Annotated in this window: 23 protein-coding genes; 15 read left to right on the forward strand and 8 right to left on the reverse strand. The window is 64.9% G+C overall.

Translation table 11 applies throughout. The annotated features are described in order from the left end of the window. Positions 1 to 46: 46 nt before the first annotated feature. Together FJ430_RS30880 and FJ430_RS30885 are read left to right on the forward strand one after the other, a co-directional pair. Complete coding sequence (locus tag FJ430_RS30880; RefSeq protein WP_140706227.1) at positions 47 to 907, forward strand: LysR family transcriptional regulator; 861 nt, start codon at positions 47 to 49, stop codon at positions 905 to 907. 116 nt (positions 908 to 1,023) lie between these two features. Continuing rightward, positions 1,024 to 1,464, forward strand: coding sequence for an acyl-CoA thioesterase (locus tag FJ430_RS30885; protein ID WP_140706229.1), 441 nt, complete (start codon positions 1,024 to 1,026; stop codon positions 1,462 to 1,464). Between the two features lie 51 nt (positions 1,465 to 1,515). On the opposite strand, the gene FJ430_RS30890 is transcribed toward FJ430_RS30885, so the two are convergent. From FJ430_RS30890 to FJ430_RS30905, 4 genes are all read right to left on the reverse strand, one after another. After that, positions 1,516 to 2,616 carry an alcohol dehydrogenase family protein gene (locus tag FJ430_RS30890; protein ID WP_140706231.1) on the reverse strand — a complete coding sequence of 367 codons (1,101 nt, stop codon included), beginning with the start codon at positions 2,614 to 2,616 and terminating at the stop codon, positions 1,516 to 1,518. Positions 2,617 to 2,638: 22 nt separating this feature from the next. Further along, positions 2,639 to 4,018 (reverse strand): aspartate aminotransferase family protein, encoded by a 1,380-nt coding sequence (locus FJ430_RS30895; RefSeq protein WP_140706233.1) that lies wholly within the window; start codon positions 4,016 to 4,018, stop codon positions 2,639 to 2,641. A gap of 34 nt (positions 4,019 to 4,052) precedes the next feature. Continuing rightward, positions 4,053 to 5,546 carry an NAD-dependent succinate-semialdehyde dehydrogenase gene (locus FJ430_RS30900; RefSeq protein ID WP_140706235.1) on the reverse strand — a complete coding sequence of 498 codons (1,494 nt, stop codon included), beginning with the start codon at positions 5,544 to 5,546 and terminating at the stop codon, positions 4,053 to 4,055. A gap of 360 nt (positions 5,547 to 5,906) precedes the next feature. Beyond that, positions 5,907 to 6,395 carry an Lrp/AsnC family transcriptional regulator gene (locus FJ430_RS30905; protein WP_140706236.1) on the reverse strand — a complete coding sequence of 163 codons (489 nt, stop codon included), beginning with the start codon at positions 6,393 to 6,395 and terminating at the stop codon, positions 5,907 to 5,909. Positions 6,396 to 6,478: 83 nt separating this feature from the next. On the opposite strand from FJ430_RS30905, the gene FJ430_RS30910 reads away from it, so the two are divergent. From FJ430_RS30910 to doeB, 10 genes are all read left to right on the forward strand, one after another. Continuing rightward, a complete protein-coding gene (locus FJ430_RS30910; protein WP_140643244.1) occupies positions 6,479 to 7,864 on the forward strand; it encodes a PLP-dependent aminotransferase family protein in 1,386 nt (461 codons plus the stop codon). A 135-nt stretch (positions 7,865 to 7,999) separates the two neighbouring features. Continuing rightward, a complete protein-coding gene (ehuA, locus tag FJ430_RS30915) occupies positions 8,000 to 8,785 on the forward strand; it encodes an ectoine/hydroxyectoine ABC transporter ATP-binding protein EhuA (protein ID WP_140643246.1) in 786 nt (261 codons plus the stop codon). A 145-nt stretch (positions 8,786 to 8,930) separates the two neighbouring features. Continuing rightward, complete coding sequence (gene ehuB, locus FJ430_RS30920) at positions 8,931 to 9,731, forward strand: ectoine/hydroxyectoine ABC transporter substrate-binding protein EhuB (protein WP_413467887.1); 801 nt, start codon at positions 8,931 to 8,933, stop codon at positions 9,729 to 9,731. A 200-nt stretch (positions 9,732 to 9,931) separates the two neighbouring features. Next, positions 9,932 to 10,591, forward strand: a complete 660-nt coding sequence (gene ehuC, locus FJ430_RS30925) for an ectoine/hydroxyectoine ABC transporter permease subunit EhuC (protein WP_140706238.1) — start codon at positions 9,932 to 9,934, stop codon at positions 10,589 to 10,591. Beyond that, positions 10,591 to 11,250 (forward strand): ectoine/hydroxyectoine ABC transporter permease subunit EhuD, encoded by a 660-nt coding sequence (ehuD, locus tag FJ430_RS30930; RefSeq protein ID WP_140706240.1) that lies wholly within the window; start codon positions 10,591 to 10,593, stop codon positions 11,248 to 11,250. The genes ehuC and ehuD overlap by 1 nt, the downstream gene beginning before the upstream one ends. 5 nt (positions 11,251 to 11,255) lie before the next feature. After that, positions 11,256 to 12,032, forward strand: a complete 777-nt coding sequence (gene eutA / locus FJ430_RS30935) for an ectoine utilization protein EutA (RefSeq protein ID WP_140643321.1) — start codon at positions 11,256 to 11,258, stop codon at positions 12,030 to 12,032. Between the two features lie 5 nt (positions 12,033 to 12,037). Further along, positions 12,038 to 13,024, forward strand: coding sequence for a hydroxyectoine utilization dehydratase EutB (gene eutB, locus FJ430_RS30940; protein ID WP_181175427.1), 987 nt, complete (start codon positions 12,038 to 12,040; stop codon positions 13,022 to 13,024). After that, positions 13,021 to 14,013, forward strand: a complete 993-nt coding sequence (locus tag FJ430_RS30945) for a cyclodeaminase (protein WP_140706242.1) — start codon at positions 13,021 to 13,023, stop codon at positions 14,011 to 14,013. Before eutB ends, FJ430_RS30945 begins: the two co-directional genes overlap by 4 nt. Before the next feature lie 36 nt (positions 14,014 to 14,049). Further along, positions 14,050 to 15,228, forward strand: coding sequence for an ectoine hydrolase DoeA (doeA, locus tag FJ430_RS30950; protein ID WP_140706244.1), 1,179 nt, complete (start codon positions 14,050 to 14,052; stop codon positions 15,226 to 15,228). Positions 15,229 to 15,232: 4 nt separating this feature from the next. Beyond that, a complete protein-coding gene (gene doeB, locus FJ430_RS30955; protein WP_140706246.1) occupies positions 15,233 to 16,237 on the forward strand; it encodes a N(2)-acetyl-L-2,4-diaminobutanoate deacetylase DoeB in 1,005 nt (334 codons plus the stop codon). 71 nt (positions 16,238 to 16,308) lie between these two features. Here doeB and FJ430_RS30960 read toward each other — a convergent pair whose 3' ends face one another. Genes FJ430_RS30960 through FJ430_RS30975 form a run of 4 tightly spaced genes read right to left on the reverse strand, consistent with a single transcriptional unit; the run spans position 16,309 to position 20,739 of the window. After that, entirely contained in the window at positions 16,309 to 17,244 is a 936-nt protein-coding gene (locus FJ430_RS30960) for a sugar ABC transporter substrate-binding protein (protein ID WP_140706248.1), read from the reverse strand. 32 nt (positions 17,245 to 17,276) lie between these two features. Then, entirely contained in the window at positions 17,277 to 18,275 is a 999-nt protein-coding gene (locus FJ430_RS30965; RefSeq protein ID WP_226892016.1) for an ABC transporter permease, read from the reverse strand. Beyond that, a complete protein-coding gene (locus FJ430_RS30970) occupies positions 18,272 to 19,270 on the reverse strand; it encodes an ABC transporter permease (RefSeq protein WP_226892018.1) in 999 nt (332 codons plus the stop codon). Before FJ430_RS30970 ends, FJ430_RS30965 begins: the two co-directional genes overlap by 4 nt. Next, positions 19,267 to 20,739: a sugar ABC transporter ATP-binding protein gene (locus FJ430_RS30975; protein ID WP_226892020.1), complete on the reverse strand. Its 1,473-nt coding sequence runs from the start codon at positions 20,737 to 20,739 to the stop codon at positions 19,267 to 19,269. The genes FJ430_RS30970 and FJ430_RS30975 overlap by 4 nt, the downstream gene beginning before the upstream one ends. A gap of 342 nt (positions 20,740 to 21,081) precedes the next feature. On the opposite strand from FJ430_RS30975, the gene FJ430_RS30980 reads away from it, so the two are divergent. The 3 genes from FJ430_RS30980 (at position 21,082) to FJ430_RS30990 (ending at position 23,971) form a co-directional block, all read left to right on the forward strand. Beyond that, the gene (locus FJ430_RS30980) at positions 21,082 to 21,756 is read left to right on the forward strand and encodes a GntR family transcriptional regulator (protein WP_140643267.1); all 675 of its coding nucleotides are present in this window, start codon (positions 21,082 to 21,084) and stop codon (positions 21,754 to 21,756) included. Between the two features lie 184 nt (positions 21,757 to 21,940). Then, a complete protein-coding gene (locus FJ430_RS30985; protein WP_140643269.1) occupies positions 21,941 to 22,270 on the forward strand; it encodes an L-rhamnose mutarotase in 330 nt (109 codons plus the stop codon). A 189-nt stretch (positions 22,271 to 22,459) separates the two neighbouring features. Beyond that, complete coding sequence (locus tag FJ430_RS30990) at positions 22,460 to 23,971, forward strand: UxaA family hydrolase (protein ID WP_140706253.1); 1,512 nt, start codon at positions 22,460 to 22,462, stop codon at positions 23,969 to 23,971. Positions 23,972 to 23,988 lie beyond the last annotated feature (17 nt).

Genomic DNA, 23,988 nt, shown 5'->3' on the forward strand with positions numbered 1-23,988 from the left:
GCAGTAAAATTGATAGATGTCGGACTCTGATATCAATGGAATTGATATGCCCGCACCCCTCGATCTCAGATTGCTGTCGACCTTCGTCCGCGCGGCGCATTCGGGAACGCTCAGCGCCACCGCCGTGCAGGTCGGGCGCACGCAATCGGCGGTGACGATGCAGATACAGCGGCTCGAAGACGCGCTCGGCGGCCAGAGCTTATTTCATCGAAGCGGCAGCGGCGTTCGCCTTACCGGCAGCGGCGAGCGCTTCCTTGCCTATGCCGAGCGCATCCTCAAAATCCACGATGAGGCGGTTTCGGCTTTCTCCGGCAAGGGCCTGCAGGGATCGATCATTTTCGGCAGCCCGGAAGACTATTTGAGCGCCTTCTTTCCCACGCTCTTGAGAAGCTTCGGGAGCCTTTATCCGGACATCGAGATCAAGGTCGTGTCGGCGCCGACTGTCGAACTGCACAATCTGCTGCATGCGCGCCAGGTCGATCTGGCGCTTGTCTCCATTCCGGACGCGAGCGCCTCCAGGGAGGTCGTGCGCACGGAAGCGATGGTCTGGGTCGGCAGCAAGCCGACATTGGAGCTGCACGAGTTCGGCGAGACCGTGCCGTTGGCGCTGCCGGCATCGAACGCGATGGACCACAAGGCTGCCTGCGATGCCATGTCCCGCGCCGGACTGCGCTACAAGATATCCTATGCCAGCAACAGCCTCACCGGCCTGATAGCGGTGGCGCGGTCCGGCCTTGCGATAAGCGTGATGACGCAGAGGGCCGTCCCGTCGGATCTCTTCATCCTCAACGCGCCGCTTCCGAGATTGTCCCGGCTCGGCGTTCTGATCGCCTTCGCCGAGACCACGAGGTCGCCGGCCGTCGAGGCGTTTGCCAGCCACATCCGGGGTGTCCTGCCGTCGCTGTAATCGCCTTGCCCCCGCCAAAATGGGGCGAGCAATGCTCCAACCATCGATTGGCTCTCCCAGAGATAACCAATCCCCGCTAGATAGCGGCCGCATCGGACGAGTTATCGGGAGCAAAAATGATCTTACTGACGAGAGCTGTGGTTCAGCCCTGGAATTGCGACATGATGGGCCACATGACGACGCGGTTCTACGTCGCCTTTTTCGACGACGCCATCAACATCCTGCTCGGCCAGGCGACCGGCTGGGCGCCGACGACGCCCGAATGGGCAGACAGGGGATGGGCGGACGTCCGGCACGAGATCGACTTCGTCGGCGAAGTGCCATCGGGGGTCATCGTGGAAATCTACGGCACGGTCCGCACTATCGGCCGCACCTCCATCCAGACGGACTACGAGATGCGCAGGCTGCATGGCGGCGAGCTCGCGGCGAAGCTCACCGCCAAGACGGTCTTCTTCAATCTTGCGGAGCGGAAATCCACCCCGCTGACGGAGCCTATGCTTGAACGCCTGAAATCCTGGATGCCGACCACTGCTGTGCCTGGTCGCAACGGCGCCTGACGCCGGCGGCGGCTCGACTGGCGGGGCGACCGCGCCGGCCTCCTTCCTGGATCAGGCGCCGCTCCACATCGCATCCGGCACCACCACCAGCTTGCCGACGAAGTCCTTGGCGATGAAATCCGCCTGGGCCCGGTGGAAATCGGAGAGCTTATAGACGCCGCCGACCAGCGGCCGGATTCTCTTCTCCTCGATGTAGCGGACGATGCGGCGGAAGTCGGCCCGCGTGCCCTGGCTCGAACCGTGGAGCTGCAGCTGCTTCAGATACATGGTGCGCAGATCGAGCTGCACCACCGGTCCGGCGATCGCTCCGGCCGTGGTGTAGCGGCCTTCCGGGCGCAGGATTCGCAGCAAATCGTTGAAGATGGCGCCGCCGACCAGATCAGCGACCACGTCGATCGGCTGGCCGCTAGTCGCTTCGTTGACGACGGCCGGCAGATCGGCCACGCCGCGCGTGATCACCTTCTCGGCGCCGATGTCGAGCACGGCCTGCTCCTTGCCCTTGCCGGCCACCGCGTAGGGGATGGCGCCGCGTGCCCGAGCCAGTTGCACGATGCCGGAACCGACACCGCCGGAGGCACCGGTGACCAGCACACGCTCGCCGGCTTTCAGCGCGGCGCGTTCCAGCATCTGCTCGCCAGTGAGATAGGCGCAGCAGAAGGTGGCAAGCTCGACATCGCTCAGATTGGTGTCGACGACATGCGCGTTCTCAGCCGGCAGCGCCTGGTATTCGGCGTAACCGCCGTCGCGCCCATGGCCCATATAGTCGATGTCGGCCAGCGAATCGTCGTCGCGATTGTAGATCGAGAAGTCGACCATGACACGCTCGCCGATGCGGTCGGCAGGCACGCCGTCGCCGACTGCGACGATGGCGCCGACCGTGTCAGTGCCCTGGATGCGCGGGAAGGTGAGCGTGTTGCCCTGCCGGCGCCAGGTCGACACGGCAGCCGCGTCCTCCTCCGTGCCATAGGCGCCCTGACGCACCCAGACATCGGTGTTGTTCATGCCGCAGGCGCTGACCTTGACCAGGACCTCGCCGGCGGCCGGCGCGGGCACCTTCACATCGGTGCGGTAGACGAGTTTCTCCAGGCCGCCATGGGCCGTAAGCTGCACGGCGGCCATCGTGGAGGGAACGGTTCTGGTCATGGCATTCATGTCACTTCTCAGATGTCGCTTCTCAGATACTGGCAAACACGCTGTTCACCGCGTCGGTGGTTTTTGCAACGATGATGTCGGCCTCCTCGCGCGTCAGGCAGAGCGGCGGGGCGAAGCCGAGGATGTCGCCCTGCGGCATGGCGCGGCCGATGACGCCGCTTGCCGCGAGCGCCGTGGCGATCTGCGGTCCGACCTTCAGCGCCGGATCGAAGAAGACACGGTCGTCGCGGTCCTTCACGAACTCGATCGCCGCCAGCATGCCGTCGCCGCGGACCTCGCCGACATTTTTGTGGCCACCGACGGCCTTGGCGAGCTCGGCGCGGAAGTAAGCGCCCGTCTCGCCGGCATTCCGCACCAGGTCCATCTCGTCGATCAGTTCGAGATTGGCGACACCGGCGGCAACGCAGATCGGATGCGCCGAATAGGTCCAGCCATGGCCCAGCGAACCGAGCTTGTCGGAGCCTTGCACCAGCACCTGCCACATCTTGTCGGCGACGATGACGCCCGACAGCGGCGCATAGGCCGAGGTCAGGCCCTTGGCGATGGTGATCAGGTCCGGCTTGATGCCGTAATGGTCGGAGCCGAACATGGTGCCAAGGCGACCGAAGCCGGTCACCACCTCGTCGGCGACGAGCAGCACGTCGTATTTGTTCAGCACGGCCTGGATCTTCTCCCAATAACCGGCCGGCGGTGGCACGATGCCGCCGGTGCCGAGGATCGGCTCGCCGATGAAGGCCGCGACCGTGTCCGGGCCTTCGGCGAGGATCATCTCCTCCAGTTTGTCGGCGCAATGTTGCGAGAACTGCTCCTCGCTCATCGAGCGGTCGGCGCGGCGGAAATAATAGGGCGCTTCGGTGTGCAGGATCGGCGCGCGCGGCAGGTCGAAGGCGTTGTGGAACAGCTCGAGCCCGGTCAGCGATCCGGTCATCACGCCCGAGCCGTGGTAGCCGCGCCAGCGCGAGATGATCTTCTTCTTCTCGGGCCGACCCAGCACATTGTTGTAGTACCAGATCAGCTTGATGTTGGTCTCATTGGCATCTGAGCCTGAGAGGCCGAAATAGACTCGGTTCATGCCCTTCGGCGCGCGGTCGATGATCATCTTGGCCAACGTGATCGAGGCTTCGGTGCCGTGCCCGACATACGCGTGATAGTAGGCGAGGTTCTTGGCCTGCTCGGCGATGGCATCGGCGATCTTCTGGCGGCCGTAGCCGACATTGACGCAATAGAGGCCGGCGAAGGCATCGATGCTCTTCTTGCCGGTGTTGTCCCAGACGGTGACGCCTTCGCCGCCGGCCATGATGCGGGCCGGCGATTCACCGCGCGCATGCGTGCCCATATGCGTCGAGGGGTGGAAGAAGTGGTCGCGGTCCCAGGCGGAGAGTTCGTTGGACTGTTCGAGCATTTTTTGACTCCTTGTTCGGATCCTGCCGGCGCGCTCAGGCAACGTCCAGGCAAAGGTATTTCAGATCGGTGAAGGCTTCGAGCCCGTGGCGCGAGCCCTCGCGGCCGATGCCGGATTGCTTGACGCCGCCGAAGGGGATCGGCGCGCCGGTGATCTTGACCCGGTTGATCGCGACCATGCCGTACTCCAGGGCGCGGCCCATGCGCGCCTGGCGACCACCGTTTTCGGTGACGACATAGGCGACCAGGCCATATTCGGTGGCATTGGCGCGGGCGATAATTTCGGCCTCATCGTCGAACGGAGTCACCGCGGCGACCGGGCCAAAGGTCTCTTCGCGCATGATCAGCGCCTCGTCCGGCACGTCGACGAGCAGCGTCGGCTGGTAGAACAGCGGCCCGGCAGCGTGGCGCTTGCCGCCGGTCAGGCAGCGCGCGCCGTGGGTGAGCGCATCGGCGACTTGCTCCTCCACTTTCTTGACGGCACGTTCGTGCATCAGAGGCCCGATATCGGCATCCGCGGATAGACCGTTACCTACATGGAGTTGCTCGACGCGGCGGGCAAAAGCGGCGCAGAAGCGATCATAGATCGGCCGCTGGACATAGATGCGGTTGGCGGCAAGGCAATCCTGGCCGGACGTTGCAAATTTGGCATCCAGCGCAATCGTGACGGCCCTGTCGATATCGGCGTCGTCGAACACGATCAGCGGCGCATGGCCGCCGAGTTCCATCACCAGCCGTTTCATGGTCGCGGCACTTTGCGCGGCGATCAGCCGGCCGACCTCGGTCGATCCGGTGAAGCTCATGGCGCGAACGCGGGCGTCGGCGCACATCGCCGCGACGATCGTGCGCGCATCGCCGGTGACGACGTTGAAGACGCCTGCCGGCAGCCCGGCGCGTTCACCGAGCTCGGCCAGCGCCAAAGCCGACAGCGGCGTTTCCGAGGACGGGTGCGCCACGATGGTGCAGCCGGCGGCAAGCGCTGCGGCGGCCTTACGGGTGAGCATGGCCGACGGAAAATTCCACGGCGTCACGACGCCGACCACACCGAGCGGCTCGCGGCGCACCGACATCTCGGCATTCGGCAGATGGCTGGTTACACTTTCGGCGCTGAGGCGCTTCGCTTCCTCGGCATACCATTCGACGAAGGAGGCGGCGTAGCCGATCTCGCCGAGCGATTCCTTCAGCGGCTTGCCCTGTTCGAGCGTCATCAGCAACGCGAGGTCGTCCTTGGCGGCGATGATCAGATCGAACCATTTCCGCAAGATCTTCGAGCGCTCCTGCGGCAGTGCCGAGCGCCAGGCCGGCAAGGCGCGGGATGCGGCGTTGATTGCCTTTGTCGTCTGATCGGCATCGAGCGCGGCCACGAAGGCGACGGTAGCGCCGGTGGCCGGATCGGTAACCTCAAAACTTGCCGCCGCTTCGCTCGCCGTCCAGTGGCCGTCGACATAGGCGAGCGCGCGCAGCAGCCGGCGATCGTCGAGCCGATCGAGCGCGTCATGGTGGTTGGTACGGGCAAAATGCGCGGACATCGGCGTCTCCATTCGATGCCGAAGCATCGGCCGTGTCGGGCAAAGAATGGGACTGTTTCAGCGGCTGTTGGTAGAGAGATTGTCTCTATTGGCGCGCGGAAGCAGACGAACTCTCTAGCTGGCCGGCCAGCAGGCGGCGCCGAACCGTGAAAATTGGCCGAGCCTCCTCAAAGTCGTCATCCACGGGCGAAGCAAGGAGCGAAGCGACGCGGCGTAGACCCGAGGATCCATTCCGTGACGTTGAGGCGTTGCGACGATGCAGAATTCTGCTCCGCAGCACCCTACGTGAAAGTCACGGAATGGATCCTCGGGTCTGCGCTCCGCTTCGCGTCGCTCCGCCCGTGGATGACGATGGCGCTTTCATTGATCGGGCAGCAGGTCGGCCACAGGCAGCACGGTCTCGTCCTTGACCGTTTTGGTGACGATGTAGGTGAAGTAGCGGTCGATGCCGATCTCACGTTCGAGCAGGCTGTCGACCAGCCGCTGGTAGGCATCGATGTCGCGCGCCATCACCTTCAGGACATAATCGACGCCGCCGCCCACCGACCAGCAGGCGACGATCTCCGGAACATCGCGCACGACCCGCTCGAACCGATCGAAGTCCGCCTGGCGGTGGTTGGCCAGGGTCACCTCCATCAGCACCGTCGCCACCGGCGCGATAGCGCGCATGGCGATCGCGGCGTGGTAGCCGGACACGATGCCGGCTTTCTCCAGCTTGCGCAGCCGCATCCAGCACGGCGTCGGCGACAGGCCGACCTTCTCGGCCAACGCCAGCTTGGTGATGCGCCCGTCGCGCTGGATCGCGTCGAGAATCCTGAAGTCGATCGGGTCGAGTTTCATTGCCGCCATGCGGGATTCGCCTTTCGTCGCGGACACCATGACGACGCATTATTTCGATTGTCAATTGCACTGATTTGGCTCTCTAATAAGTCATGACATTGTGGCAGCCAGATCCTGCTCTCATCCGCCGCCCGGCCTATCTCTCGCTGGCCGACCAGTTCGCGCGCGCCATTCATGACGGGCGGCTCGCCAACGGGACGCGGCTGCCGACGCACCGCCGCCTCGCGGACGATCTGAAACTTTCGGTGCAGACCGTCAGCCGCGCCTATGAGGAACTGATCCGGCGCGGCCTTATCTCCGGCGAGGTCGGTCGCGGCAGCTTCGTGCAGACGCAGCGCCGGGAACCGGAGCCGCCCTATATTCCGGAACGGCTGGGCGAAGTCATCGACCTCTCGATCCTGAAGCCGGTCTGCGAACCGATGCATTTGGAGAAATTGAAACAGGCGCTGGGGTGGCTCGCCGAGAACCTGCCTTCGAGCTCGGCGCTGTCTTTCCGGCCGAACATGGTGTTTCCGCGCCACCGCGCCGTTGCGGTCGAATGGCTGAGGCTCTGCGGGCTGGAGGCATCGCCACAGAATGTCAGCCTCACCAATGGCGCCACCGCCGGCATGACCGTGGCGCTGATGAGCGTGGCGCCGCCCGGCTCGACCGTCGCCACGGAGGCGATCGGTCACCACACGCTGATCCCGCTCGCCCGCTATCTCGGCTTCAACCTCGAAGGCCTGCCCATCGACGGCAACGGGCTGATCCCCGAAGCGCTCGACGAGGCCTGCCGCCTGTCAGACATTCGCGCAGTCTTCGTCCAGCCATCGGTGATCAACCCGACGGCGACCTTGATGGACGCCACCCGTCGCGAGCAGATTGCGGCGGTTGCCCGCAAGCACGACATCGCCATCATCGAGAACGACGTGCTCGGCCCGCTGGTCGAAGGCCGGCCGCCGGCGGTTGCCGCCTTTGCGCCGGAGCGGACGCTCTACGTCACCTCCTTCACCAAGATCGTCGTGCCCGGCCTGCGCATCGGCTACCTCGCGGTGCCGGACCGCTATGCCGCCGCCGTCGCCAACCGCCACCTCGTCTCGAACTGGATGGCGACGCCGATGGTGGCCGAGATCGCGACGCGTTGGGTGAGCGATGGCACGGCGATGGAACTGGTCAACTGGCAGCGCCAGGCGTTGAAGCGGCGCCAGGAGATTGCCGCCGAAATGCTGGCAGGCGTCGACTATCGCGTCCACCGCGACGGGCTGCATCTGTGGCTCGAACTGCCGGGCGACCGCGCCGAGGAGAGCTTTGTTTCGCAGGCACGCCTGCGCGGGGTGGCGATCGCGCCGGGCACCTCGTTCCGCATCGCCGACACGCCCTGGCATCCGGCCGTGCGTATCTCGCTCGGATCGACCACCGAAGGGGAACTGCGGGCCGGCCTGAGCGTTGTCGCCAAGCTGTTGCTCGGCGATCCGGAGCATCTCCTGCTCGCCATCTGATGCACAAATGGAGCTCAGATTGCCCTGAAATTGTGCCGCGCTGGAAATATTGTCATGATATTATTTTCCCAATTGACATGATTTAGCACGTTTCGCATCGTTAAGGGCATAGGCTTCTCCAGACGAGGACATGGATTGCCCGCGCCCATCATCAAGGTCGATGCGATTTCCAAGAGCTTCGGCGCCTTCAAGGTGCTGGACCGCCTGTCGATGCAGGTCATGCCGGGCGAGAAGCTGGCGCTGATCGGTCCGTCCGGCTCAGGCAAGACGACGATCCTGCGCATCCTGATGACGCTGGAGAAGATCGACGGCGGCCATATCCAGGTCGATGGCGAGCAGCTCTACCACATGGAGCGCAACGGCCAGCTGCTGCCGGCCGACGAGCGGCATCTGGCCAGGATGCGTCAGAAGATCGGCATGGTCTTCCAGCTCTTCAATCTGTTTCCGCACAAATGCGTCATGGACAATGTGACCCTGGCGCCGATGCTGACCAAGCGCGTCGCGCGCGCCGCCGCCGAGAAGCGGGCGATGGAACTGCTCGACATGGTCGGACTCGCCGACAAGGCGAAGGCGATGCCGGCGCAACTCTCCGGCGGCCAGAAGCAGCGCGTGGCGATCGCAAGGGCGCTGGCGCTGTCGCCCAAGATCATGCTGTTCGACGAGATCACCTCGGCGCTCGACCCGGAGCTCGTCGAGGAAGTGCTCAACGTCATGCGCAAGCTCGCCGCCGAGACCGACATGACGATGCTGCTCGTCACCCATGAGATGGGCTTCGCCCACGACTTCGCCGACCGCGTGCTGTTCTTCGACCGCGGCAGGATCGTCGAGGAAGGCAAGCCCGATGAGATTTTCCGCCATCCCAAACAGGAAAGAACGCAAAGCTTCCTGAAGAAGATCATCGCGGCCGGACATCGCGTCTGACCGCAATGCAAACGGGCGGCGTAAGCCGTCCACGGGCGGCCAACGGCCGTCCCGAACCAGGCAAACCAAGAAGACAAACAAGGAGTTGGGAACAATGAAGAAACTTGGCATTCTGGCTGGCGTCGCCGGCCTCGCGCTGACCTCCATGCTCGCCGCCACCAGCGCGGGTTCGGCCGACGACAGCAAGCTCGAGCAGTTGAAGGCGCAGGGCTTCGCCCGCCTCGCCATCGCCAACGAGCCGCCCTATACGGCGGTGGCCGCCGATGGCAAGGTTTCGGGCGCGGCTCCGGATGTTGCGCGCGAGATCTTCAAGCGGCTCGGCGTCGCGGATGTCGTGGCCTCCATCTCCGAATATGGCGCCATGATCCCCGGCCTGCAGGCGGGCCGCTTCGACGTCGTCACCGCGGGCCTGTTCATGAAGCCGGAGCGCTGCGCGGCGGTCGCCTATTCCGAGCCGGTGCTTTGCGATGCCGAGGCGCTCCTGGTGAAGAAGGGCAACCCGAAGGGCTTCAAGAGCTATGAGGACATCGCCAAGGATACGTCGGCAACCGTCGGCGCGCCTGGCGGCGGCACCGAGGAGAAGCTGGCGCTGAATGCCGGCGTGCCGCGCGACCGCGTCATCGTCGTGCCGGACGGCCAGAGCGGTCTGAAGATGGTGCAGGACGGCCGCATTGACGCCTATTCGCTGCCGGTGCTCTCGATCAACGACCTGGTCAAGAAGGCCAACGACCCGAACCTCGACGTCATCGCCCCGGTGGTCGGCGCGCCGGTCTATTGCGACGGCGCCGCCTTCAAGAAGGGCGACGAGGCGCTGCGCGACGCCTATGACGTCGAGCTCGCCAAGATGAAGAAGTCCGGCGAGTTCGCCAAGATCATCGAGCCTTACGGCTTCTCGGCCGCGGCCGCGATGTCGACGACGCGCGAGAAGCTCTGCTCGGCGAAGTAAACGCTCTTTTGCCTTCTCCTCGCCTACGGGAGAAGGTGGCTCGAAGAGCCGGATGAGGGGCGGCGCAGCATTTCAAGGTTCGCGCTGCCCCTCATCTGCCTACCCGTCCTACGCAGCAGCTGCGCTGAAGACGGAGGGTAAACCGGCATCTTCTCCCCGTTAACGGGGAGAGGGAAGCTAACCGCAAACGTTGGAACCCCATGACCCAGTGGTCCGGCTATCTCGGCCTGATATTGCAAGGAGCGCTTGTCACCATCGAGCTGACGCTGATGGGGTCGGTGCTTGCGCTGATCATGGCCTTCCTTGCCGGCATGGGGCGCGTGTCGCGCTTCTTCATCGTGCGCGCGATCGCCACGGTCTACATCGAATTCTTCCGCGGCACCTCGATCTTCGTGCAGTTGTTCTGGGCCTATTTCGTGCTGCCTTTCGCCGGCGTGTCGCTGACGCCGCTGCAGGCGGGCGTGCTGGCGCTGGGCTTGAATGTCGGCGCCTACGCGGCGGAAGTGGTGCGCGGCGCCATTCTGTCGGTCGGCCGCGAGCAATATGAGGCCTGCACGGCGCTCAATCTCGGCCGCTGGCAAGGCATGCGCCACGTAATCCTACCGCAGGCGCTGCTGGTCATGCTGCCGACCTTCGGCAACAACGCGATCGAGCTGCTCAAGGCGACGTCGGTCGTCTCGCTGATCTCGCTCGCCGACCTGACCTTCCAGGCGCAGGTGGTGCGCTCGCAGACCGGCAGCACGCTGATGCCCTTCGTCTCCGTGCTGGTCATCTATTTCGCCCTCGCGCTGATCGTCTCCTGGGGCGTTCGCACGCTGGAACGCCGCATGGCGCGCGGCCTTGATGGGGTGCGTGTCTGATGGACTGGGATTGGAACTTCGTCTGGGAGATCATGCCTACCCTGATCCAGGGGGTGAAGATCACCATCCTGGCGACGGTGCTCGGCTCGATCCTGGCCGCGATCGTGGGGCTTGGGATCGCGCTGGCGCGACGCTCGGAGAACCGGATCGTCGCACGCGGCGTCGGCTGGTTCGCCGAGTTCATCCGCGGCACGCCGCTCCTAGTGCAGCTCTATTTCATCTTCTACGTGCTGCCCGATATCGGCATCCTGTTGCCGCCGCTGGTGGCGGGCGTCATCGGCCTTGGCCTGCATTACGGCACCTACACGGCCGAAGTCTATCGCGCCGGCATCGACAATGTGCCGCGCGGCCAGTGGGAAGCGGCCAAGGCCTGCAATCTCAATGGCCGCCACACCTGGACGCATATCATTCTGCCGCAGGCGATCCCGCCGATGATCCCCGCCTTGGCCAACTATTTTATCGCCATGTTCAAGGAGACGCCGCTGCTTTCGGCGATCACGGTGCTGGAGCTGATGAACCAGGCCAAGAGCGTCGCCAACACCTATTACCGCTACATCGAACCGATGACGCTGGTCGGCGCCTTCTTCCTCGTCATCAGCCTCTGCTCCGTCGTGCTCTTGCGCTGGCTGGAGCATCGCTACGGCAGGATCGAAAGATGAAAGTCATGAACGCATTGCCCGACATCCGCCTCGAAACGGCGCACCCCGCGCTGGACGCGCGTCCGCTGCAAAAGCGCGTCGGGCTGATCGCCCTGGCCACCGATCACACCAGCGAGGTGGATTTCCGCCGCATGGTGGCGAGCGAGCGCGTCGGCGTCTATGTCGCGCGCATCCCCTATGCCAACCCGACCACGCCGGAAAATCTGCGCAAGATGCAGCCGTCGCTTTCGGCGGGCGCGGCACTCATCCTGCCGGACGAGCCGCTCGATGCGATCTGCTACTCCTGCACCTCCGCCTCCGTGGTGATCGGCGATGCCGAGATCGAAGCTGCCATCCAGGCGGCCAAGCCAGGCGTTCCCGTCGTCACCCCGCCGATGGCCGGCATACGCGGCCTGAACGCCTTCGGCGTGAAGCGCATCAGCATCCTCACGCCCTACACCGTCGAGACCAGCCGGCCGATGGCAGCCTATTTCGCGTCACACGGCTTCGACATCCAGAGCTTCTCTTGCCTCGGCTTCGAGGACGACCGCGAGATGGCGCGGATCACGCCGGTGTCCCTCGTCGAGATGGCGCGCAAAATCATGCACCCCCAGGCCGATGCGCTGTTCGTCTCCTGCACCGCGCTGCGCGCCGCGCTCGCCGTTCCCGGCATGGAAGAGGCGATCGGGCGTCCGGTCGTCACCAGCAACCAGGCCAGCGCCTGGAACTGCCTGCGGCTGTGCGGCGACGACAAGCCGCGACCGGAGTTCGGCCGGCTGTGGACCAAGCCTCTGGCGCAGTGATCGAAATGCCAGTTACGCTTCAGCATATTCGCGCAGCGCGCGAACGCATTGCCGGCAAGGTCGAGCGGACACCCTGCGTGCTGTCGCAAAGCCTGTCGGAGCGCACCGGCAGCCCGGTTCATCTCAAGCTGGAACACCACCAGACCACCGGCGCGTTCAAGCTGCGCGGCGCCTCCAACGCCATCGCCGCGTTGAGCGCAAAAGAAAGATCGCGCGGCGTCGTCGCCGCCTCGACCGGCAATCACGGCCGCGCGCTGGCGCATGCGGCGAAGCTTGAAGGCATCCGCGCGGTGATCTGCATGTCGAAGCTGGTGCCGCAAAACAAGCTCGACGCCATCCGCCGCCTCGGCGCGGATGTCCGCATCGTTGGCAACAGCCAGGACGATGCCCAGCAGGAGGTCGACCGCTTGGTGGCCGAGGAAGGGCTGGTCATGCTGCCGCCCTTCGACCATCCCGGCATCATAGCCGGCCAAGGCACGCTTGGCCTGGAGATCATGGAGCAGGTTCCAGATACCGCGGCGGTGCTGGTGCCGCTCTCCGGCGGCGGGCTGGCGTCCGGCGTCGCGGCGGCGGTCAAGGGGGTGAGCCCAGGCACCAAAGTCATCGGCATCTCGATGGCGCTGGGTGCCGCGATGAAAGCCAGCCTCGATGCCGGCCGCCCGGTGCAGGTCGAGGAACTGCCGACATTGGCGGATTCGCTCGGTGGCGGCATCGGCCTCGACAATCGGCTGACCTTCGCCATGTGCCGGGACCTGCTCGACGACGTCGTCCTGCTTGCCGAGGACGAGATCGCCGCTGGCATCCGCCATGCCTATGAGCAGGAGCGCGAGATCGTCGAGGGCGCGGGCGCCGTCGGCATGGGCGCGCTGCTTGCCGGCAAGGCCAAAGTGAGCGGCCCAACTGTTCTGATCCTCTCCGGTCGCAATATCGATATGGGCCTGCATCGACGCATTGTCTGCGGCGACCCTGCACTGACGGAGCGCGTTGCATGAGCCGCATGACCATCCTCACCGAGGCGGAATTGCGCAAGATCGTGACACTCGATCTCGAAGCGGTCGCCTGTATCGAGAACGCCTTTCGCGCCCTGGCTACGCTGCCGGTGGCGATGCCGCCGATTCTGCGGCTCGACATTCATGAGCATCGCGGCGAGGTCGACGTGAAGTCCGCCTATGTGCCCGGCATAGACGGTTTCGCCGTCAAGATAAGCTCCGGCTTCTTCGACAATCCGACGCTGGGCCTGCCGAGCGGCGGCGGCATGATGGTGCTGCTTTCGGCCAAGACCGGTGTGGTCGAGGCGCTGCTGCTCGACAATGGCTATCTGACCGATATCCGCACCGCCGCCGCTGGTGCGGTCGCGGCCAAGCATCTGTCGCGCGAAGACTCCAAGGTCGCGGCGATCTTCGGCGCCGGTTTGCAAGCCGGCCTGCAATTGGAAGCGCTGCGGCTCGTGCGGCCGATCGAGGAAGCGCGCATCTGGGCGCGCGACGCCGCCAAGGCGGAGGCGACCGCCGCGCGCTTGCGCAAGAAACTGGGCATTGCCGTTCGGGCCGAACCGGATGCAGCGAACGCGGCAGCCGAAGCCGACATCATCATCACCACGACGCCTGCGACCGAACCGCTGATCAAGCCCGGCTTCGTCTCCGCCGGCCAGCACATCACCGCCATGGGTTCGGACGCCGAGCACAAGAACGAGATCGCGCCGGCGATCCTGCGCATGGCCGACCTCTATGTCGCCGACAGCGCCAAGCAGACGCGACGCCTGGGCGAGCTTCACCACGCTATCGAGGCGGGCGTGATGACAGCCGACGCCGAGGTCACCGAACTCGGCCAGATCATTGCCGGCGAGAAAGCCGGCCGGCGCTCGGCAAGCGACATCACCATCGCCGACCTCACCGGCACCGGCGTGCAGGACACCGCGATCGCCACTTTGGCTCGCGACCGTGCGCGCGCCACCAATGCCGGGCTCAATTTCGAAAGTTGATGCTGGCCGCCAGGCCCAACAAACGAGGACAACAAAATGCAGCCAAACCTGAAATTCTCGCGGAGCGAATTTGCCGATCGCCTCGCCAAGACGCGAAAAGCCATGGAGGCTAAAGGCGTTGATCTGCTGATCGTCAGCGATCCGTCCAACATGGCCTGGCTGACAGGCTATGACGGCTGGTCATTCTATGTGCATCAGGCGGTGGTGGTGCCGCCTTCGGGCGAGCCGGTCTGGTACGGCCGCGGCCAGGACGCCAACGGCGCAAAGCGCACCGCCTATCTCGCCCATGACAACATCGTCGGCTACGCCGACCACTACGTGCAGTCGACTGAGCGGCACCCGATGGACTACCTCGCCAGCGTGCTGGCCAAGCGTGGCTGGGACAAGCTCACGATCGGCGTCGAGATGGACAATTACTGGTTCTCGGCCGCCGCTTTCGCGGCGCTGCAGAAGCATTTGCCCAATGCTCGTTTCGCCGACGCCACCGCGCTGGTCAACTGGCAGCGGGCGGTGAAGAGCCCGACCGAGATCGAGTACATGCGCAACGCCGCCCGGATCGTCGAGGCGATGCACCAGCGCATCGTCGAAAAAGTAGAAGTCGGCATGCGCAAATGCGATCTGGTCGCCGAGATATACGATGCTGGCACGCGCGGCGTCGCCGGCATCGGCGGCGACTATCCGGCGATCGTGCCGCTCTTACCGTCGGGCGCCGATGCCTCGGCGCCGCATCTCACCTGGGACGACAAGCCGATGAAAGTGAACGAAGGCACGTTCTTCGAGATCGCCGGCTGCTACAACCGCTACCATTGTCCGCTGTCGCGCACCGTCTTCCTCGGCAAGCCGACGCAGGCCTTCCTCGATGCCGAGAAGGCGACGCTGGAAGGCATGGAGGCAGGCCTTGCCGCGGCAAAGCCGGGGAACGCTTGCGAAGACATCGCCAACGCCTTCTTCGCGGTGCTGAAGAAGTACGGCATCGTCAAGGACAACCGCACCGGTTACTCGATCGGTCTGTCCTATCCCCCGGACTGGGGCGAGCGCACCATGAGCCTGCGCCCCGGCGACCGGACTGAGCTCAGGCCTGGCATGACCTTCCACTTCATGACGGGTCTCTGGCTGGAGACGATGGGGCTGGAGATCACCGAGTCGATCCTGATCACCGACACCGGCGTCGAGTGCCTGGCCAATGTGCCGCGCAAGCTCTTCGTGAAGGACTGAGCCGATGTCCGCTTTGCGTCCGTCGCCGATCACACCGACCGTCGACTTCGAGCGCGACGGCGTCCAGCATGGCTTCCTGCGCCTGCCCTACAGCCGCGACGATTCCGCCTGGGGCTCGGTGATGATCCCGGTCTGTGTCCTGCGCAACGGCAAGGGCTCGACGGCGCTACTGACCGGCGGCAATCACGGCGACGAATACGAGGGGCCGTTGGCGCTCTACGAACTCGCGCGTACCCTCGACCCGAAAAATGTCTCAGGCACGGTCATCATCGTGCCGGCGATGAACTATCCGGCGTTCCGCGCCGGCACGCGCACCTCGCCGATCGACAAGGGCAATATGAACCGCTCCTTCCCCGGCCGCCCGGACGGCACGGTGACGGAGAAGATCGCCGACTATTTCCAGCGCGAGCTGTTGCCGCGCGCGGACATCGTCTTCGACTTCCATTCCGGCGGCAAGACGCTGGATTTCGTGCCCTTCTGCGCCGCACACACGCTACCGGACAAGGCGCAGGAGAAGAAGGCCTTCGCCGCGGTCGAGGCTTTCTCGGCGCCATTCTCGATGCGCATGACCGAGATCGACGCGGTCGGCATGTACGACACGGCCGCCGAGGAGATGGGCAAGGTCTTCGTCACCACCGAGCTCGGCGGCGGCGGAACGTCTCGCGCCGAGACGGTGCGGATTGCCAGGCGCGGCATCCTCAACGTGCTGCGCCATGCCGGCATCGTCGATGGTGCGGTCGAGAAGAGCAGAACCCAGTGGTTGGACATGCCTTCCGGCGATTGCTTCGCCTTCGCCGAGGAGGACGGCATGATCGAGACGATGGTCGATCTCGGCGAGCCCGTGGAGGACGGCCAGGTTGTGGCGCGCATCCATCCAGTCGGGCGCACCGGACAGGCGCCGCGGGAGATCAGGGCCAGGATGTCGGGGCTGCTCGCCGCGCGTCACTTCCCGGGCCTGGTCAAGGCGGGCGACTGCGTCTCGGTGCTGGGCGCGGCCGTTCGGGGATAATCTTGGCGCGGCGTCGGACGGGCGCCGTGCAGCGGATAGGCCGGCCCGGTTTAACCGGGCCGGCCGCGTGATCAGAATGCCGGTTCGACCGAGCCGACATTGTCCTTGGTGACGACCGTCAGCGGGATCGGCAGCCGGTCCTTGACCTCCTTGCCGTCGATGATCTCGGCCATGGTGTTGATCGCGAGGCGGCCGTCCTCGACCGGCGACTGCACGATGGTCGAGTACATCTCGCCGCTCTTGATCGACTCGAACGCATCCTTCTGACCGTTGATGCCGACGATCGGCGGCGTCGGCTTGGACGGATTGGCTTCCTTCCAGGCGTCGATGAAGCCGCGCGCCATGGTGTCGTCATTGGCGTAGACGCCGGTGATCTGGTCGCCGAAGCGGGTGATCAGGTCGCGGCTGACGACCAGCGCCTTCTGCTGGTCGAAGTCGGCGTTGACCGTATCGAGCACCTTGATGTCGGCGTTGGTTTCCTTGAGGCGGTCGGTGAAACCGTTGACGCGGCCGATGGTGGTGCCGTTGCCGGCCTGGCCGGCGATGATGACCACCGAGCCCTTGCCGCCCAGCGCCTTGCTCAGCGAATCCGCCGCCAGCTTGCCTTCCTCATAGACGTCCGGTCCGGTGAAGGACTTGATGAACGGCTTGGCATCGTCGCTCATCGGCGAGTTGATGAGGATCGCCGGGATGTTCGCCTGCTGCGCGCGGGCAAGGCCCGGGATGTAGGCCTGCGGGTCGAGCGGCCACAGGATGATGCCGTCGACCTTGCGCGCCACGCAGGTGTTGAGCTGCTCGGTGCCCTTCTGTACGTCGAAGTCCTGGCTGAGGCTGAGGATCTCGACGCCAAGCTCCTTGGCGCGGGCCTCGAGCGCCTTGTTGGCCGGCGTCGCGTAGGCATGCGAATCCGCCGCCGTGACGTAGCAGACGGTCTTGGCGCTGGCCCATCCGGTCGAGGACAAGAGCGCCACGGCGGCGATCTTGAGCATGCTTTTCTTGCCAATCATAGGTTTCCTCCCAATCATACGTTTCCTCCCGATCATACGTTTCCTCCTTGAGTGATTGGTTTGTCGCGAACGAGCGCAGGGCGCGTGCCCGGAGCCCTGCCCTTGGTGGTAACGGCCCGATCGAGCACGACGAGCAGGATCAGAATCAGCCCGGACACGACCTGCTGGACGTATGCGGGTATGGACTGGAACTCCATCGCGATGGTCAGCGAGCCGATCGTCAGCACGCCGCCCAGCGTGCCGAGCGCGGATCCCCTGCCGCCTTCGAGGCGGGTTCCGCCGACGACGACGGCGGCAATAACGGCGACCGTCAGTTCCGAGCCGAAGACGGGCGAACCGGTGTTGGTGACGAGGCTCTGGAGGACGCCCGCGAGGCCGGCCAGCGTGCCGGCGAAGACGAAGCCGAGAAAGACGATGCGGTCCGAGGCGATGCCGCTTTCCTTGGCGGCCGCAGGATTGGAGCCGACGGCAAAGACGTTGCGGCCCGGGATGGTGCGCGTCAGCCAGACATGCAGCAACACGATCAGGACGATGAACAGCGCGCTGCGGATGGTGAATATCTCAAGATAGATCTTGGCCAGCGCCAGCGACAGCATGATGTCGGTGCCGGTCACCGGCTGGCTGTTGGTGACCCAATGCGCGAGCGAGCGGAAGATCAGCATCGTGGCCAGGGTCAGCACCAGCGAATTGACCTTCAGCCCGACGACCAAGGCGCCGTTGATCGCGCCGGCGACGGCGCCGACAAGGATGCCGACGAGCGCCGCGGGCAGAATGCCGATCTCGCGCTGCAGGATGACCGAGACGATGCCGGCCAGCGCGAACACCGCGCCGCCGGAGAGATCGATCTGACCCGCGATCAGAAGCAAGGTCAGGCCGATGGCGATCAGGCCGATGGTCGCGGCCCGGTCGAGGCCGAGGCCGAGCGTCGAAGGCGCCAGATAACCCGGCACGACCAGCGCCGAGACGACAAGCGTCAGACCGAGGATGATGAGAACGCGATATTGCGAGGCAAGGACCAGGAGGCGCATCATGCCACTCCCCGCTTGCGCAGCGCGGCGTCCATGCCGACCGCGCCGACGATCAGGGTGCCCAGCACAAAACCCTGGATCGGCGTGCGCACGCCCTGCAGCACCATGACATTGGTGAGGAGTTGCACGAAGACGAGCCCGGCGATGGCCCTCGGCACCGAGCCGAAGCCGCCGATGATCGAGACGCCGCCGACGACAACCGCCGTGATGGCGCTGAATTCGTAGCCGGAGCCGATCAGCGGCCGCGCGCTCTGCAGGGTCAGGCCAAGCAGGCCGCCGCTGATGCCGGACGCGAGCGCGGTGATCACGAAGGCGCCGGCCTTAACCGCCTTGACGGGCACGGCGCTGGCCTCGGCGGCGCTGTAATTGCCGCCGGTCGCCAGCGTCCAGCGTCCCCAGAAGGACCTGGAAAGCGCGAAATGGCCGATCAGCGCGACGGCCAGGAAGATCAGCACCACGACCGGGATGCCGAGCAGCCGGCCCTTGGCGAATTCGGCGGAGGCGGTGTTCGAGCCGTAGACGATGACGCCGCCGACCGCGGCCTGGACGATGCCGAGGCCGATGGTTCCCACGCCAAGCGTGGCGATGATCGGATTGATGCCGACATAGCCGACGAGAACGCCGTTGAGCAGGCCGATCAGCCCGGCCAGCGCCACGGCAAGGACGAAGGCCGGCACGGGGCCGATCAGCGGCTGCAGCCCCAGCGAAAGGATCGCGCCGCAAGCGATGGTGGCGGGCACCGACAGGTCCGCCAGGCCGCCGACCACCAGCACGAAGGTCATGCCGACCACGACGATGCCGACGATCGACATCGACGTCAGCACGTTGAGCATATTGCCGGCGGTGAAGAAGGCCGGGCTGGCGAACGAGCCGTAGAGGATGACCGCGAGGATGGCCAGCACAAGGCCGGCCTTCGACAGCAGATCGACGAGCCTGCTGCCGCGCGTAAAACGGTCGTTGCGGTTCACGCCGCTGATCTCCATGGCCGCGTCCGTCACGCCGCTTCCTCGCCGGTCGCGAGCGCCATGATGCGCTCCTCGCTGAGCTCGGCGCGGGTCAGCGGCGACGATGCGCGGCCGTCCCGCATCACCACCACGCGATCGCACACGCCGAGGATTTCAGGCAGTTCCGAAGAGATCATCACCACCGCCATGCCGTCGGCGACGAGCTGGCCGATGATGTGATGTATCTCCGCCTTGGCGCCGACGTCGACGCCGCGCGTCGGCTCGTCGAGGATCAGCACGGCGGGCTTTGCCGCGAGCCATTTGGCGATGACCGCCTTCTGCTGGTTGCCGCCCGACAGAAGATTGATGCGCCGCTCGCCATCCGGCGGCGAGATGGAGAATTGCTTGACGTAAAGGGCCGACAAGGAACGGTCGGCGCTGCCCCTGATGCGCCCGAAGCTGGTCAGGCGGCGCAGGATAGGCAGGCTTATGTTCTCGCGCACCGACATGCCGGGCACGATGCCGTCGCCCTTGCGGTCCTCCGGAACGTAGGCGATGCCGGCCCGCACCGCCTCGGACGGCGAGCTGATGACGACCTTGCGGCCATTGACGCTGACGCTTCCCTCGGCCAGACGCGACAGGCCGAAGATGGCGCGCGCGACTTCGCTGCGGCCGGCGCCGACGAGGCCGGTCAAGCCGAGGATCTCGCCTGCCCGCACGTCGAAGCTGATATCGCGGAAGCTCGCGCCGTCGCCGATGCGTTCGACACGCAGCACCGATGTGCCGATCTTGGCCGGGCTCTTGGGAAAGACGTTGCTCACCTCGCGGCCGACCATCAGCCGGATCATCTCGGCCGCGGTGATCCCCTCGATGGGACGCGTCTCGATCATCGAGCCGTCACGCAGCACGGTGACCTCGTCGGCGATCTCGAGCACCTCCTTCAGCCGGTGGCTGATGTAGACGATGGCGATGCCTTCGCCGCGCATCTTGCGCAGGATGCGGAAGAGCGCCGCCGTCTCATGCTCGCTTAGCGACGACGTCGGCTCGTCGAGGACGATGATGCGAGGCTGGGCGGCATAGGCCTTGGCGATCTCGACCAGTTGCTGCTGGCTGATCGAGAGGTTGCCCAGCCGTTCGCGCGGATTGATCGCTGCGCCCAGTTCCTTGAGAACCGCCGCGGCCTTCCTGACCATCTCGCCCTTGCGCAGCCAGGTCCATTTGCCGGGCATGCGGCCGAGATAGACGTTCTCTGCTACAGTCAGGTCGGGGACCAGATTGATCTCCTGGTGAACCATGCGGATGCCGAGCGCCTGCGCGTCCGCCGGCTTGCGCATGCGCACCTCATTGCCGCCGACCTTGATCGTGCCGCTGGTCGGCGCGTATGAGCCGTTGAGCACTTTCATGAGGGTCGACTTGCCGGCGCCATTCTCGCCGACGACCGCGTGGACGGTGCCGAATTTCACGGCGAAATTGACGTTCGACAGCGCCTTCACGCCCGGAAAGGTCTTGCTGATGCCTCGCATGTCCAGGGCACAATCCGCCACGGCAGTCATTTCTGGCTTGGTCCTCCCTGGCAAGACGGCCGGCGCTCCACGGCACGGGATCATCGACCGTATCAAGCGCATGGCCGGTCCCTCAAACCGACCAAGAAGGCCTTCGCGCAACCACGCTTGGGCACCCTGAAACGCTTTCGCCACGACGCCGATAATCGCGACGGCGGCACTATTGCACTAATATAACAGTTCTGGCAAGCTGGTTTTCAGAGCGCTTTTTGCAGGGAGGCAACCGGCTTCGCGCATACGTGCATTCCGGTTGGCATTCTAATATAATTTATCCATTGGCGTGGACGAGCGATGGGATTTTCCATGGATCTAGACCCTTCGACCCTCAATCGGGCCCTGCCGCTGCGCGACCAGATCTACAACAAGATCCGTAACCTGATCGTCGTCGGACAGCTGAAGCCGGGCGAGATCATCAATGAAGTTGCGATTGCCGAGGCGCTCGGCGTATCGCGCACGCCGGTGCGCGAGGCGGTCAAGCGCATCAGCGACGAAGGGCTGGTCAAGATCCTGGCGCAGAGCGGCACCTATGTGGCGCCGATCAGCCGCGCCGATCTCGAGGAAGCCTATGTCATCCGCCGGGCGCTGGAGATGGAAAGCGCCAGGCGTGCCGCGGCCAAGATGACGCCGCAGGCAGCCGAACTCCTTGAAGACAACATGGCCGCTCACAAGCTCGCCATTTCGCGTGGACGCTATGCCGTCGCGATCCAGCTCGACGACGTCTTCCACCGCACCATAGCCGAGATCTGCGGCCTACCGGCGATCTGGCGGGTGGTCGACATCTCCAAGGCGCAGATGGATCGCGGCCGCTATCTCGCGATCCCCAAGCCCGGCTATGGCGAGCAGACGATCGAGCAGCACGAGGCCATTCTCGACGCGCTCAAGCGTCAGGACGCCGAGGGCGCCGCGCAGGCGATGGAGAGCCACTTGGAGACATCCTTCCGCAACACGCTAGAAGTCGCCGCCGAGCTCCTCGGCTAGATCAGGGTGACGTTTCGTTCAATCGCCATCCTGATCCAGCTCTTTGTTGGAGCATGATCTTATCCGAAAACCGATTCCCACTTTTCGGGATCATGCTCTGCAATCCCAGGAAAGGTGTGACGCGGTTTTCCGTCCGGAATTGCGTGACGACAAAAGACGCGGCCAAACAAAGCGAGACCAGTTGATGAAGAGAATGGGGCTTTGCATCGGCCTGAAGGCCGAGGCGATCGAGGAATACAAGCGCGTCCATGCCGCGGTGTGGCCCGACGTGCTCGAAGTCGTCAGCCGCGCCAACATAAGGAACTACTCCATCTTCCTGCGCGAGCCGGAGAACCTGCTGTTCGCCTGTTGGGAATATCACGGCGACGATTTCGCCTCCGATGCCGCGCGGATGGGGGAATCGGCCGCGATGCGCAAATGGTGGGAATTGTGCGACCCCATGCAGCAACCCTTGGCCACCCGCGCGCAAGGCGAGTGGTGGGCGGCGATGGAGGAAGTCTTCCACCTGGACTGAACCGCTCGCGACGCCAACCGGGTCGCGGGTGCGGGGACGGCGCGGGCATGTGAATGATGCCCCACGACAGCGGTTCCGACTGAGCCCAGTGGGTCGCAGCCTTGACCGCCGTCATTCTATTATATTAGTATTCCTAGTCGATGATCTCGTGGCCGGCGCCGGCGAGAATTTTCTTCAGAGTCTTGGGCAATGGCACGCTTCATCAAGCTTTCGCATGCGGACAACATCCTGCTCACGGTCGATCCGCTAGCGACCGGCGAGAAGGCCGGCGACGTCGCGGCGCGGGCCCGAATCCCGCGCGGACATAAGATGGCCATACGCGACATCGCCGCGGACGAGCCAATCGTGAAGTACGGCCAGACCATCGGCTTCGCGCGCGGAGCGATCGCGGCCGGGGACTGGGTGCACGAGCACAATGTCTACCTGCGCGATTTCGAGCGGGACTACAGCTATGGCGCGGACGCCAGCCAAACGGCGATGCTTCCCGACGGCGAACGGGCGACCTTCATGGGGTATCGCAGGCCGAACGGCAAAGTCGGCACGCGCAACTATATCGCCACGCTGACCTCGGTGAACTGCTCGGCCAGCGTCGCGCGCTTCATCGCCGAGGAGGTCAACCGCTCCGGTATCTTGCGCGACTATCCCAATGTCGACGGCATCATCTCGCTCGTCCATGGCACCGGCTGCGGCATCGACACCAAGGGCCCGGCTTACGATCTCCTGAAGCGTACGCAATGGGGGTTCGCCACCAATCCCAATGTCGGCGGCGTGCTGATGGTCGGGTTGGGCTGCGAGGCCTTCCAGATCCCGCGCTGGATGCAGTCCTACGACATCGAGGAGAGCGCCACCTTCCGCACAATGACGATCCAGGAAACCGGCGGCACGCGCAAGACGGTCGATGCCGGCGTGAAGGCGATCGTCGAGATGCTGCCGATCGTCAACGCCGCGCGGCGCACGCCGCAACCGGCCTCCGAACTGGTGCTGGCGCTGCAATGCGGCGGCTCGGACGGCTATTCCGGCATCAGCGCCAATCCGGCGCTCGGCGCGGCGGTGGACCTGCTCGTCGCGCAGGGCGGGACCGCCGTCCTTTCGGAGACACCCGAGATCTACGGCGCGGAACATCTTCTGACCCGCCGCGCCGAAAGCCGGGCGGTCGGTGAAAAGCTGATCGAGCGCATCCGCTGGTGGGAGGATTACACCGCCAGGCACGACATGGAGATGAACAACAATCCCTCGCCCGGCAACAAGCTGGGGGGATTGACGACCATCCTGGAGAAGTCGCTCGGCGCGTCGGCCAAGGGCGGCACCACCAACCTGCGCGCGGTGCTGGAATATGCCGACCCGATCAACGAGCGCGGCCTCGTCTTCATGGACACGCCAGGCTACGACCCGGTCTCGGCCACCGGCCAGGTCGCCGGCGGCGCCAACATATTGTGCTTCACCACCGGGCGCGGCTCGGCCTTCGGCTGCAAGCCGACACCTTCGATCAAGCTCGCCTCCAACTCGTTCATCTTCGAACAGATGCGCGACGACATGGACATCAACTGCGGCGACATACTGGACGGCGTGACGCTGGCACGGAAGGGCGAGGAAATCTTCGCGGAGATCCTGCGGGTGGCTTCCGGCGGACGCACCAGGTCCGAGGCGCTTGGCTATGGCGACAATGAATTCGTGCCGTGGAGCCTCGGCGCCACCATGTAACGTCGCGACGCCGGATC

Source organism: Mesorhizobium sp. B2-8-5 (genome assembly GCF_006440675.2).
Classification (GTDB): Bacteria; Pseudomonadota; Alphaproteobacteria; order Rhizobiales; family Rhizobiaceae; genus Mesorhizobium.